At 73.5% G+C, this 12,683-nt stretch carries 12 protein-coding genes; 7 read left to right on the forward strand and 5 right to left on the reverse strand.

Annotated features, from left to right (window positions below):
• Positions 1-4 precede the first annotated feature (4 nt).
• A complete protein-coding gene (locus NQO67_RS14055) occupies positions 5-460 on the reverse strand; it encodes an SsgA family sporulation/cell division regulator (protein ID WP_308295660.1) in 456 nt (151 codons plus the stop codon).
• A gap of 257 nt (positions 461-717) precedes the next feature.
• On the opposite strand from NQO67_RS14055, the gene NQO67_RS14060 reads away from it, so the two are divergent.
• From NQO67_RS14060 to NQO67_RS14070, 3 genes are read left to right on the forward strand one after another with little or no spacing between them, the layout of a single operon-like run.
• The gene (locus tag NQO67_RS14060) at positions 718-1,848 is read left to right on the forward strand and encodes an energy-coupling factor ABC transporter permease (RefSeq protein WP_255950248.1); all 1,131 of its coding nucleotides are present in this window, start codon (positions 718-720) and stop codon (positions 1,846-1,848) included.
• Between the two features lies 1 nt (position 1,849).
• Positions 1,850-2,611: a cobalt ECF transporter T component CbiQ gene (cbiQ, locus tag NQO67_RS14065; protein ID WP_255950249.1), complete on the forward strand. Its 762-nt coding sequence runs from the start codon at positions 1,850-1,852 to the stop codon at positions 2,609-2,611.
• A complete protein-coding gene (locus NQO67_RS14070; RefSeq protein WP_255950250.1) occupies positions 2,599-3,423 on the forward strand; it encodes an energy-coupling factor ABC transporter ATP-binding protein in 825 nt (274 codons plus the stop codon). Before cbiQ ends, NQO67_RS14070 begins: the two co-directional genes overlap by 13 nt.
• Positions 3,424-3,453: 30 nt before the next feature.
• Here the strand turns inward: NQO67_RS14070 and NQO67_RS14075 are convergent, their stop codons facing one another.
• The 4 genes from NQO67_RS14075 to NQO67_RS14090 all read right to left on the reverse strand — a co-directional run bounded on the left by NQO67_RS14075 (position 3,454) and on the right by NQO67_RS14090 (position 7,932).
• Positions 3,454-4,407, reverse strand: coding sequence for a TIGR03621 family F420-dependent LLM class oxidoreductase (locus NQO67_RS14075; RefSeq protein WP_255950251.1), 954 nt, complete (start codon positions 4,405-4,407; stop codon positions 3,454-3,456).
• A gap of 99 nt (positions 4,408-4,506) precedes the next feature.
• Positions 4,507-5,361, reverse strand: a complete 855-nt coding sequence (locus NQO67_RS14080) for an EamA family transporter (protein WP_255950252.1) — start codon at positions 5,359-5,361, stop codon at positions 4,507-4,509.
• Positions 5,358-5,975, reverse strand: coding sequence for a YbaK/EbsC family protein (locus NQO67_RS14085; RefSeq protein ID WP_374118985.1), 618 nt, complete (start codon positions 5,973-5,975; stop codon positions 5,358-5,360). The genes NQO67_RS14080 and NQO67_RS14085 overlap by 4 nt, the downstream gene beginning before the upstream one ends.
• A gap of 199 nt (positions 5,976-6,174) precedes the next feature.
• The gene (locus NQO67_RS14090) at positions 6,175-7,932 is read right to left on the reverse strand and encodes a dolichyl-phosphate-mannose--protein mannosyltransferase (protein WP_255950253.1); all 1,758 of its coding nucleotides are present in this window, start codon (positions 7,930-7,932) and stop codon (positions 6,175-6,177) included.
• Positions 7,933-8,111: 179 nt separating this feature from the next.
• Between NQO67_RS14090 and rsmI the strand changes: the two genes are divergently transcribed.
• The 4 genes from rsmI to NQO67_RS14110 all read left to right on the forward strand — a co-directional run bounded on the left by rsmI (position 8,112) and on the right by NQO67_RS14110 (position 12,629).
• The gene (gene rsmI / locus NQO67_RS14095) at positions 8,112-8,984 is read left to right on the forward strand and encodes a 16S rRNA (cytidine(1402)-2'-O)-methyltransferase (protein ID WP_308295664.1); all 873 of its coding nucleotides are present in this window, start codon (positions 8,112-8,114) and stop codon (positions 8,982-8,984) included.
• A 227-nt stretch (positions 8,985-9,211) separates the two neighbouring features.
• Positions 9,212-9,736, forward strand: coding sequence for a hypothetical protein (locus NQO67_RS14100; protein ID WP_255950254.1), 525 nt, complete (start codon positions 9,212-9,214; stop codon positions 9,734-9,736).
• A 61-nt stretch (positions 9,737-9,797) separates the two neighbouring features.
• Complete coding sequence (locus NQO67_RS14105) at positions 9,798-10,700, forward strand: TatD family hydrolase (RefSeq protein ID WP_255950255.1); 903 nt, start codon at positions 9,798-9,800, stop codon at positions 10,698-10,700.
• Between the two features lie 135 nt (positions 10,701-10,835).
• Positions 10,836-12,629, forward strand: a complete 1,794-nt coding sequence (locus tag NQO67_RS14110; RefSeq protein ID WP_255950256.1) for a resuscitation-promoting factor — start codon at positions 10,836-10,838, stop codon at positions 12,627-12,629.
• The last annotated feature ends 54 nt before the right edge of the window (positions 12,630-12,683 follow it).

Below are 12,683 nucleotides of genomic sequence, written 5' to 3' on the forward strand. Positions count from 1 at the left end.
TGGCTCACAGCCCCCGCTGCGCCGCCGTCGGTGCCGGTGCCGGTGTCGGTGCCGGTGCGGGTGCGGGTGCCGCCGCCGGGGCCGCTGTCGCCCGCGCCGTCGTTGCCGCCGCCGCGTAGGTCCGGCGCAAGAAGCGGGCCAGTGCCGACGAGTCGAACTGGACGAGGGCCACGCCCTCCGTCGAGTGCAGTTCGACCACGGCGCGCACCCGGCCGCTCGGCCAGATCCGCACCTCGCCGTCGAGGGTGCTCGCGGGCCCGCGCAGTCCGCGTTCCAGCAGGTCACGGGCGAAGACCCAGTCGTGCGGGACGGCGCCGGGGGAGTCCGGGAGGCTGATGCAGACGCTGCGCGGGGCGGCGTCAGGGTCGTAGCGCAACTCCACGGGCACCGCGCTGCGCTCCTCGTCGGTGGCGCCCATGACGACGCGGGCCCGTGCGTGCTGCTCGACGGCGAAGGACATGGCCGCTCCTCACGCTCATTCGCTCCTCGTCGTACTCACTCGCCCTACGTCCTTAATGTCCCATATTTTCGGCGCGGCGAAACGGCGGGACGGGGAGCCGGGCGGGGGGGCCGGGCGGGAGCGGAGGGAGGGGTGGTGGCAGGCGGCGCCGGGGACTGCGGCGCGCGCCTATTTGACCGGACCTCGCTATTGCAAGCGAATCGCAATAAGGCATGATGGTCGGCGGACCATCGGCTACCCCCGGATGCGGAGCCCCCATGCATGTCCCCGACGGGTTCATCAACGCCCCCGTGTCGGCCGCGGCCGGTGTCGTGGCCGCCGGCGCCATCGCCGTCAGTCTCCGCGGCGCCCGCCGGGAGCTGGGCGGCGCGCCCGGCATCTCGACGGCGCCGGGATCCGGGGCGGAGCGCACCGCACCGCTCGCCGGGCTGGTCGCCGCGTTCATCTTCGCCGTCCAGATGCTGAACTTCCCGGTGGCCGCGGGGACCAGCGGCCATCTGCTGGGCGGTGCGCTGGCGGCGATACTCGTCGGCCCCTACACGGGAGTGCTCTGCGTCAGCGTGGTGCTGCTCATGCAGGGCGTGCTCTTCGCCGACGGCGGGCTGACCGCGCTCGGCGTGAACATCAGCGACATGGCGATCACCACCACCGTCGTCGCCTACGCCGTCTTCCGGGTCCTGGTGAAGCTGCTGCCGCGCGGCCGCCGCTCGGTGCCGATCGCCGCGTTCGTGGCCGCACTGCTCTCCGTGCCGGCCGCCGCCGTCGTCTTCACGCTGATCTACGCCGTCGGCGGCACCACCGACGTCTCGATCGGCAAGGTCGCCACCGCCATGATCGGCGTCCATGTCCTCATCGGCCTGGGCGAGGCCGCGATCACCGCGCTCACCGTCGGCGCGGTCGTTGCCGTACGCCCCGACCTGGTGTACGGGGCCCGCGGCCTGGCCCAGCCGCTGAAGCTGCGCATCGGCGGCGAACTGGTCGACGCACCCGCGGCAGCCGCCTTTGCCACCCCGGCCCCGTCCGCCGGGCCCGCGTCCCGGCCCCGCCACCCGCACCGCGCCTTCTGGATCACCGGCCTGGTCACCTCCCTGTTCCTGGCGGGCTTCGCCAGCTTCTACGCGTCGGCCAGCCCGGACGGCCTGGAGAAGGTCGCGCACGACAAGGGCATCGACGACAAGGAGCGCAAGCACGCGTCCGAGGACTCGCCGCTCGCCGGCTACGGCGTCAAGGACATCACCGACGCCCGGCTCTCCGGCGGTCTCGCGGGCGTGATCGGCGTCGGTGTCACCGTCGTCGCCGGCACCGGCGTCTTCTGGGCGCTGCGGCGCCGCGGCGGCGGCAGCGCGGCAGCCGGCCCGGCCGCCGTACCGGATCAGGAGACCGTCTGACATGGGCGCAGGACACACGCACGCGCTCTACCGGCACGGGCACTCCCCGGTGCACGCGCTGCCCCCGCAGACCAAGATCGCGGCGGCGCTCGGCTTCGTCGTGATCGTCGTCTCCACCCCCCGCGCGGCCGTGTGGGCGTTCCCGCTCTACGCGGTGCTGCTCGCGGTGACCGCCGGCATCGCCCGCGTCCCGGCCGGCTTCCTGCTGAAGCGGCTGCTCATCGAGGTGCCGTTCGTGGCCTTCGCGGTGCTGATGCCGTTCGTCGCGCAGGGCGAGCGGGTGCAGGTACTCGGCCTCTCGCTCAGCGTGAGCGGCCTGTGGGGCGCCTGGAACGTGCTGGCCAAGGGCACCCTGGGCGTCGCCGCCTCCGTCCTGCTGGCCGCCACCACCGACCTGCGCGCGCTGCTGCTCGGCCTGGAGCGCCTGAGGCTGCCGCCGCTGCTGGTGCAGATCGCCTCGTTCATGATCCGCTACGGGGATGTGATCACGGACGAGATGCGGCGGATGAGGATCGCGCGCGAGTCACGCGGCTTCGAAGCGAAGGGCGTACGGCACTGGGGCGTCCTCGCCAAGTCCGCCGGCGCGCTGTTCATCCGCTCCTACGAACGCGGCGAGCGGGTGCACCTCGCCATGGTCAGCCGCGGCTACTCCGGAACGATGCCGGTGATCGACGAGGTCGTGGCGTCCCGTGCCCAGTGGTCGTACGCGCTGGCCCTGCCCTGCACCTCCCTTGTCGTCTGCCTGTTGGGATGGACCCTGTGAGCACTTCCTCCGCCCCCTCCTCGCCCCCGTCGCCGTCGCCGTCCGCCCCGCCGTCACCGGACGTGCCGTCGCTCGAAGTCGCCGGCCTGGCCTTCGCCTACCCGGACGGCCACCAGGCCCTCTTCGGCGTCGACCTCACCATCGGCCGCGGCGAGCGCGTCGCCCTGCTCGGCCCGAACGGGGCCGGCAAGACCACCCTCGTGCTGCACCTCAACGGCATCCTGTCCGGCGGCATCGGCACCGTCACGGTCGCCGGGCTGCCGGTCGGCAAGCGGACCATGGCCGAGGTGCGGCGCCGGGTCGGCATCGTCTTCCAGGACCCGGACGACCAGCTCTTCATGCCGACGGTGCGCGAGGACGTGGCCTTCGGGCCGGCGGCCGCCGGAGCCAAGGGCGCCGAGCTTCAGGAGCGGGTGCACCGGGCGCTGGAGCGGGTCGGGATGGCCGAGTTCGCCGACCGGCCGCCGCACCACCTCTCGTTCGGCCAGCGCCGCCGCGTCGCCGTCGCCACCGTCCTGGCGATGGAGCCGGAGATCCTGGTCCTGGACGAGCCGTCGTCCAACCTGGACCCGGCGTCCCGCCGCGAACTCGCCGACATCCTGCGCTCCCTGGACGTCACGGTCCTGATGGTCACCCACGACCTGCCGTACGCGCTGGAGCTGTGCCCCCGCGCCGCCATCCTCAGCGAGGGCGTCATCACCGCGGACGGCAGCACCGCCGACCTGCTCGCCGACGAGGACCTGATGCGCCGCCACCGCCTGGAACTGCCCTTCGGCTTCGACCCGCGGCGGGCGGTCGGAACGGGCGCCTGACCGGCCGCTCGACCGCGGGGTGCCGCGCGGTCAGGCCCCCGCCAACTTCTCGACGATCGGAGCGAACGTCTCCATGTCGTCGAGGAGGAACGAGCTGATGCCGAAGCGTTCACGCAGGTCGATGAACTTCTGTGTCAGCTCCCTGACGGAGCCGATGAACACGTGCGGGGATTCCATGATCTCCTCGACGGTGAGCTCGACGCCGGAGCGCTCGCGCAGCCGGTCGGCCCGTCTGCGGGCCTCGCCCCTGGCGTCGCTGGTCAGCACCATCGGGCCGCCGGCCGGGTAGCTGTTCAGCTCGAGCTCGTCGAAGCGGTCGCCGGCCGCCTCACGGACCCAGCCGATCTTCTCCTCCGTGGCCGCGGCGGTGAGGCTCGGCGTGTCGATGCGCGGCCGGCCCTCGTCGTCCTTCGTGAGCCGGGGAGCCAGGCCGATGATCTGGGCCTGACCGCCGGCCAGCGTCAGGAGCCGCTTCCCTCCACCGCCGATGAAGATCGGCGGGTGCGGGCGCTGGACCGGCTTCGGCTGACCATCGTGGTCGGTGATCGTGTAGTGCCTGCCGTCGAAGGAGAACTTCTCGTCTCCGAAGCAGCCCTTGAAGACCCGAACGGCTTCGGCGAGCTTGGCGACCCGGGTGCCGACCGGCTCGAAGGGAATGCCGATCGCATCGTGCTCGGGCTTGTTCCAGCCGGCTCCGAGACCGATCTCCACGCGCCCGCCGGACAGCCGGTCGACCGTCGCGAGGTCCTTGGCCAGGAGCGCGGGGTGCCGCAGGTTGCTGTTGAACACGAAGGTGCCGACGCGGAGCGTCTCGGTGGCCGCGGCCACGGCGGTGAGGAACGGGATCGGCGCGTACTGGGCGACGAGATGGTCGGGCATCACCAGGGCGCTGTAGCCGATCGACTCGGCGCGGCGCGCGAACGCGGCCAGGCCGGGACCGTCGTGGTGTTCGCTGGTGTCGGTGAGGAAGCGGAACGGACGCATAACGTGCATCGTGGCCAAGACCTCGCGCGAACACCAGGGAAACAGCCGCTGGCAGAAGCCGGCTTGGCGAGGCGGGGCCGGGCCGGTGTCCGGGAGCGGTCACTGACCGGTGTGCAGCATCAGCCCGATCCCGGCCACCATCAGCCCGGCCGCCGCGATCCTCGGCAGCCCGAAGCGCTCCCGGAAGAAGACCGCGCCGATGGCGGCGCCCACGATGATCGAGGACTCCCGCAACGCGGCCACCGGCGCCAGGGCGGCCCGGGTCTGCGCCCACAGCACCAGCCCGTAGGCGACCATCGACATGACCCCGCCGAGCACCCCGCGCACCACGTGCGGGCGTAGGTCGTCGAGCAGGCGGCCGCGGCGCACCCACACCGCGTAGACCGGGATCAGCACCCCCTCGAAGATCATCAACCAGGCGAGGTAGCTGAGCGGGGAGTCCGAGGCGCGCACCCCGACGCCGTCCACCACCGTGTACGAGGCGATCGCCAGGCCGGTCCCGAGGGCCGCCGTCAGCGCGGGCCAGTGCGGTCGGGCGCCGGAGCCCCGGATGCCCCACAGCGCGACGCCCACCAGGCCGGCGCAGCACACCGTGACCCCCGCCGCCTGCGCCCCGTCCAGCGTCTCGCCGACGAAGACGGCGGCGAGCACGGTCACCACCAGGGGCGCCGTGCCCCGGGCGATCGGATACATCTGCCCGAAGTCACCCAGCGAGAACGACCGCATCAGCAGCAGCTGGTACGCGGTGTGCAGCAGCCCCGACACCACCAGATACGGCCAGGCGGCCGCGGCCGGCGGCGCCGTCAGGCAGGCCAGCACCGTGCCGCCGAGCACCGCGCCGGCGCCGATCAGGGTGAAGGCGGCCAGCTGGTCCCTGATCGCATGCGCAAGGGCGTTCCACCCGGCGTGGGTGACGGCGGCCAGCAGCACCGCGGCTGCGACCAGCGGCGTCACCGTGCCGGCTCGCGGACGTCCACCAGGGTGGCGCCGGCATGCCTGACCAGCGCCGCGGGGTCGATCGGGAAGACGGCATGCGGGTCGCCTGCGGCGGCCCAGACGGTGGCATGGGCCAGCAGCGACCGGTCGGCGAGCACCCGGACGGCGGTGCGGTGCCCGAAGGGCGGCACCCCGCCGATCGCGTACCCGGTGGCGTCCCGCACCAGCCGGGCCTTGGCCTGCGTCACGGCGCCCACGCCCAGTTCGCGCCGCACCAGCTCGACGTCGACCCGCGAGGCGCCGTCCATGAGCACCAGCACCGGTTCGGCCTCCCCGCGGCCCTGCTCCGGCCCGTCCGACTCGTCCAGCGGCGCCTCCCACGCCGCGAACACCAGCGACTTGCAGATCTGGTCGAGCTCGCACCCGATCGCCGCGGCGGCCTCGGCGGCGGTCCTGGCCGCGTCCGGGAACCGCCGCACCCGCGGCAGCAACTCCGCGAGCCCCATCTCGTGCAGGGCGGCGGCGAAGCGCGGATGGGCGTCGTGCCCGGCCGCTTCCGCTGCACCCGGGGCGGCCTCCGCCGCCTGGGAGGGGTCGGTGGCCTGGGATCCGGAGCGGGCTGAAGGTGTCATGAGCGGCACGCTAGTAGGCGGTGCGGGGGGTGGGCGAGCGGGTATTGGGGGCTACCGCCCTCATGGCCGTCCACGACCGCGGCTTCGATATGTCCGGCACCGCGCACCGGCGGCTACGCCCGGTGACGTAGCGCGAACGGCGCCACCGCGTCTGCCCGGCCAGACGGCCAGACGGCCAGGTGGCCAAGCGGCTATGTGGCTAGATCCACGAATCCAGCCACATCCGCGCCCGCCACGCGTCCAGCGGGATCGCGTCCCCCGTGTACAGCGGCCAGAAGTAGATGAAGTTCCAGGTGATCATCAGGACGAGCACGCCGGACGCCGCCGCGCCGATCACGCGGCGGCGTTCCGTGGCGCCCGGTGGGCCCAGGAGCGCGCCGACCATCATGGTCACGGCCAGGCACAGGAACGGCACGAAGACGACGGCGTAGAAGAAGAAGATGGTGCGCTGCTGGTACATGAACCAGGGGAGGTAGCCGGCCGCCACGCCGCACAGGATCGCGCCGGCGCGCCAGTCGCGTCGCAGGCCCCAGCGCCACAGCAGGTAGGCCAGCGCGATGACGGCGGCCCACCACAGCAGGGGGGTGCCGAGCGCCAGCACCTCGCGGGCGCACTTGCCGCCCGCGTCGACGGGGCAGCCGTCCTTGCCGGGGGAGGGCGAGTCGTAGAAGTACGAGACGGGGCGGCCGAGGACCAGCCAGCTCCACGGGTTCGACTGGTAGGTGTGCGGGGCGTCCAGGGTCACGTGGAACCGGTACACCTCGTGCTCGTAGTGCCACAGGCTGCGCAGCCAGTCCGGCAGCCACGTCCAGCTCCCGCCCTTGCCGTCGGTCACCGCCCAGTTGCGGAAGTAGCCGCCGTGGCCGTCGTCGGGCGACAGGATCCAGCCGAGCCAGGACAGCAGGTACGTCGCCACCGCCACCGGCACCGTCGAGACGAAGCCCCACAGCACGTCGTGGCGGAGCACCGCCGCATACGGGCGGCGTGCCCCGGCGACCCGGCGGGCGCCCACGTCCCACCAGACGGCCATCAGCGCGAACGCGGCCAGCACGTACAGGCCGTTCCACTTGGTGCCGAACGCCAGGCCCAGGCAGACGCCCGCGAGCAGCCGCCAGGGCCGCAGCCCGAGCCGCAGGTGCTGCCCCACCTCCTCGTCCGGCCGCACCACACCGTCCGGGCCGACGGGCAGCGCAGCCGCCAGCCGGGCGCGCGCCCGGTCCCGGTCGATCAGCAGGCAGCCGAAGGCGGCCAGCACGAAGAACATCAGCACCTGGTCGAGCAGCGCGGTGCGGCTCATCACGAAGTGCAGCCCGTCGACCGCGAGCAGCGCGCCCGCCAGGCAGCCCAGGAAGGTGGAGCGGAACAGCCGGCGTCCGATGCGGCACAGCATCAGCACGGACAGCGTGCCGAGCAGCGCCGTCATGAAGCGCCAGCCGAACGGCGTGAGCCCGAACAGCCACTCGCCGATGCCGATCACGTACTTGCCGACCGGCGGATGCACCACGTACGCCGCGTCCGTGGGCAGCGTCACATGGGAGCCGTGCGCCAGGACCAGGTCGTTGGCGTCCTTGGGCCAGTTCACCTCGTAGCCGCGGTGGATCAGCGCCCAGGCGTCCTTGGCGTAGTACGTCTCGTCGAATATCACCGCGCGCGGGCTGCCCAGGTTCCAGAACCGCAGGACGCCCGCGACGAGCGTCACCAGCAGCGGACCCAGCCAGGCACCCCGGCGGACCAGCCGTTCCGCACGCTCGGTGGTCCCTCCGGCCATGCCGAGCGCCGCCCATAGGCGGGGGCTGGGCGCGGTGTACGGGGGCACCAGCCGCTCGCGGACGTCGATCACGGGGCGCGCCACGTAGCCGAACCGGCGCAGGTGCTGCTGCCAGGAAGGCAGCTGCTCGGGCGGGATCCGGCCCGCCTCTGCGTCGGTGGCGTTGGTGGAAGAGGCCGTACTGGTCACCGCGCCATCGTAGGGAACGTGGCTGTGTGATACCTGCCGACCGCCCCTGCGAGGATGGATCCGTGACCCATGGATCCGCGTCAGACGCCCCGCCCGAGCCGTACCCGCACACCGCGCCGGACGCCGCTCCGGCCGGCTCCCGGGACCGCTCGGGGGACGATTCCCGCACGTCGGGGGGTGTGCTGGTGCTCGCAGGGACGCCGATCGGCGACATGGCGGACGCGCCGCCCCGGCTGGCCGCCGAACTGGCCGGCGCCGATCTGGTCGCCGCCGAGGACACCCGCCGGTTGCGCCGGCTCACCCAGGCACTCGAGGTGCGGCCCGCGGGGCGCGTGGTGTCGTACTTCGAGGGCAACGAGGCGGCCCGCACCCCGGACCTGGTGGCGGCGCTCGAGGGCGGCGCCCGAGTGTTGCTGGTCACCGACGCGGGCATGCCGTCGGTCTCCGACCCCGGCTACCGGCTCGTCGCCGCCGCCGTCGAACGGAACATCCGGGTCACCGCGGTGCCCGGCCCGTCGGCCGTGCTCACCGCGCTTGCGCTGTCCGGGCTGCCGGTCGACCGGTTCTGCTTCGAGGGCTTCCTGCCCCGCAAGGGCGGCGAGCGGCGGGCCCGGCTCGCCGAGGCGGCAGCGGAGCGCCGCACCCTCGTCTACTTCGAGGCGCCGCACCGGCTGGCCGCCTGCCTCGCCGCGATGGCCGAGACGTTCGGCGCCGAGCGCCGCGCCGCCGTCTGCCGGGAGCTGACCAAGACCTACGAGGAGGTCAGGCGCGGCACCCTCGGCGAGCTGGCGGCGTGGGCGGAGGGCGGCGCCCGTGGCGAGATCACCATCGTGGTGGAGGGCGCCGGTGCGGCCCCTGCGGGCGCCGGCGCGGACCCGGACGAGCTGGTGCGCAGGGTGCGGGTGCGCGAGGAGGCGGGGGAGCGGCGCAAGGAGGCGATCGCCGCCGTGGCGGCCGAGGCGGGGCTACCCAAACGCGAGGTCTTCGACGCCGTGGTGGCCGCAAAGAACGCGGCTCGAAGCGCTCCGCAGCGCCCCAAAGGACTATCGTGAAAAGCAAAAGGAAGCGCCGCGCACCAGGCGGTTTTCGGCATATTCACTACCGATTTCTAGTGAATGGCCAAATCCCCTTCAACACTCGACAGGCCTGATGCGTCCACGCCGTCGGAAGGCGTCCACTGGACTGCGGAGGGACGCTTCGTCCCCGCACTTCGTGGGGGCCGGGGAAGGCGGGGATTCCGGCCCCGGAAGTGCTCGTCCAGCAGACATGAGGAGCTGGCATGAGTGAGAGCACAGGGACCGGCCGCCACACCACCGACACGGACAGCGGCGCCCGCAAGGGCACCGGCGCCGGCACCGCACCCCCCGTCACCGGCCGGGCGTCCACGGGCACCCGGGTCGGACACGAGTCGTACTCGTTCGCCTGTCTGCGGTGTGGCCATGGCTGGGAACAGTCGTACGAGATAGAGCACCGTGTCGACGCCCGTGGCGCTGAGGTCGTCGTCTACAGGGCCGAAGGACGCGAGGTGCCCTCGCCGCTCAGCCGTCCCACCTGCGGCCACTGCGAAGGCCATGTCGTCCGGATCATGCGCCCGGGACGGGTCTCCACGGTGCTCGAGTCGATGCAGGCCCGCCGGCCCGGCGGCTCGACGCGCGCCCCGCGTGACACCGGAGCCGCGGGCGGCGGCGCGACCGACGAGGGCGCGCAGCAGGGCGGAGCCGGCCGGCCGGGCCGGGCGGGGCGGGACCTGTGGCACGCGTCGCACCTGCTGCGCACGCTGCACCTGGCGCGCCGGGCGCGCTGAGGGGCCAGGTGGCCGGACTGCCGGGTGAAGCGCCGCGCGCTGGCTTCGTAGGATCGGGGACATGCCCGCGAAATCCGCGAAATCCGCGAAAGAAACAGCCGCGCGGAACTCCCCGCCACCGCCGCCCGAGCCACTGACGGTGCCGGCCGCCGACTCGCACACCCACCTGGACATGCAGCCAGGAACGGTCGACGAGGCGGTGGCCAAGGCCGCGGCGGTGGGGGTCACCACCCTCGTCCAGGTCGGCTGCGACGTGACCGGTTCCCGGTGGGCGGCCGAGACGGCGGCCGCCCACGACGCCATCCACGCCGCCGTCGCCCTGCATCCGAACGAGGCGCCGCGGATCGTGCACGGCGACCCGGACGGTTGGTCACGGCAGGGGGAGCGGCCGGGTGGAGGTGCCGCCGCGCTGGATGAGGCGCTGGCCGAGATCGACCGGCTCGCCGGGCTCGACCAGGTCAGAGCGGTGGGCGAGACCGGTCTCGACTACTTCCGTACCGGGGACGAGGGCCGGGCCGCCCAGGAGCTCTCCTTCCGCGCCCACATCGAGATCGCCAAGCGGCGCCGCAAGGCCCTGGTCATCCACGACCGCGAGGCCCACGCCGACGTGCTGCGCATCCTCAAGGAAGAGGGCGCGCCCGAGCGCACCGTCTTCCACTGCTACTCGGGCGATGCCGCGATGGCCGAGGAGTGCGCCGCGCACGGCTACTACATGTCCTTCGCCGGCAACATCACCTTCAAGAACGCCCAGCCGCTGCGTGACGCGCTCGCCGTCGCCCCGCTCGACCTCGTCCTCGTCGAGACCGACGCCCCCTTCCTCACCCCGGCGCCGTACCGCGGACGGCCGAACGCTCCGTATCTCATTCCGATCACGGTGCGCGCCATGGCTCAGGTGAAGGGTGTCTCCGAGGAGATGCTGTCGACGGCCGTATCCGCCAATACCGCCCGTGCTTTCGGTTACTGAATGATTACGGTACGAAACGCGTGGATGCGGCCATTCGTGGGAGCGATCCGCGACACGGAGTGATCGACTTGCTTGGGAGAGTGACCAACGCTCATTAGTTTCGGTCCACCAGACCGGACTCACCTGGAGCGTTGCATGACCACGAGCAGCAGCGAGAGACCGATCGACACGCCGATCGGTCCACCAGACGGCGAGCGGGACGCCGCCGTGCCAGACGCCACCGAAGGGCCTGAGGGTACGGGGGGCCTCACCGGGCGGCCCGAGGGCACGGCGGTCCGCACCGGCGCGGGCGCCCCGGAGACGGGCGCCCCGGAGACGGGCAGCCGGGAGACGGGCGCCCCGGAGACGGGCACCGCCGCGACCGGGACCGGGCAGGAGCCCGAAGCGCACGACCGGGAGACGAGCGCGGACGAAGGACGCCGGCACGAGGATGCGGACGACGGGCGCCCTCACGAGGAGCGCGAGGACGGGTGCCCTGACGAGGAGCGCGAGGACGGGGCGCGCCGTAGGCCGCTGTGCGCGGGGCGCGGAGTGACGGGGATCCGCGGGGCGCGCGGGGCGCTGAGCGCGGCGCGGGCCGTGTGCGGGGCCCAGGGACGGGCCGCCCGGCGGGCCGGCCGGGACGCGGCGCGCTCCGGCGGCCACGGCGGCCACGGCGAAGCCAGGACCGTCCACGGTGAGCTGCACACCGGTCACGGCGAGGCCCGCTCGGGACGGAGCACGTCACGCGGGTCGCGCGCCGGGCGCGCCGGGGTCGTCAGGCGCGAACCGCTGCGCCGGTTGCTTCCGCAGGCGCTGGTCGTGGCCTGTCTCGCTGGCGGCACGACGGCATTCGTGGCCCATGACAAGTCCGTGCAGCTCAGTATCGACGGCAAGCCGCACATACTGCATACGTTCGCCGACGACGTCGCCGAGCTCCTCGACGACGAGGGGGTCGTCGTCGGCACCCACGACGTGGTCGCACCCACACCCGACGCCCCGCTGTCCGACGGCGACGAGGTGACCGTGCGCCACGCACGCGCGCTGCGGATCACCGTCGACGGCCGCCGCCGCCACGTGTGGACGACCGCGCACACGGTCGACGGAGCACTACGCGTCCTCGGGGTACGCCCCGAGGGCGCGTACGTGTCTGTGTCCCGGTCCCGGTCCATCGCCCGCACCGGCCTCACGTTGCAGGTACGCACCGAGCGCACCGTGCACGTCCGGGCCGACGGCCGCACCCGCACCCTGCACACCAACGCCGCGAGCGCAGCGGCGGCCGTCCGCGCGGCCGGCATCCGGCTGCACGGCAGGGACACCCTGTCCATGGCGGCCGGCAGCTTCCCGCACGACGGGCAGACCATCGCCGTCACCCGGATCCGGATCGGCCGCAAGGTACGTTCCGAGACCATCCCGTACCCGGTGCGCCGGACCGCGGACCCCGGCCTGCCGCGCGGCACCGAGATCGTGGCACGCGCCGGCCACCCCGGCGTCCGCCGGGTCACCTACGCCACCCGCACCGTCGACGGGGTGCCCCAGCCGCTGCGCTGGCTCGCGTCCGAAGTGGTACGCGGGCCACGCCCCGAGCACCTGCGGGTGGGCACGAAACCGCCGGCACCGGACGGTGGCGGCGGCGCCCGGGCGAGCGGCTCGGGATCCGGTTGGTCCCCGGCACGCAAGGAGACCGGTCCCGGCGTGCCCGGGCGCGTCGACGGCCTGGACTGGGCGGCGCTGGCGCGCTGCGAGTCCGGTGGCCGGGCCAGAGCGGTCGACCCGTCCGGGAAGTACGGCGGGCTGTACCAGTTCGACATCGGCACCTGGCGTGGGCTCGGCGGCATCGGCCGTCCGCAGGACGCGTCCCCGGGCGAGCAGACGCGCCTGGCGAAGCTCCTCTACGCCCGGCGCGGCGCGGCACCCTGGCCGGTCTGCGGGCGCCACCTGACGGGGTAACGGCCACCTTCACGACCCTCACGAGGGTGCACCCCCACGACCTCACGAGGGTGC

Source organism: Streptomyces odontomachi (assembly GCF_024435355.1).
GTDB lineage: Bacteria > Actinomycetota > Actinomycetes > Streptomycetales > Streptomycetaceae > Streptomyces > Streptomyces odontomachi.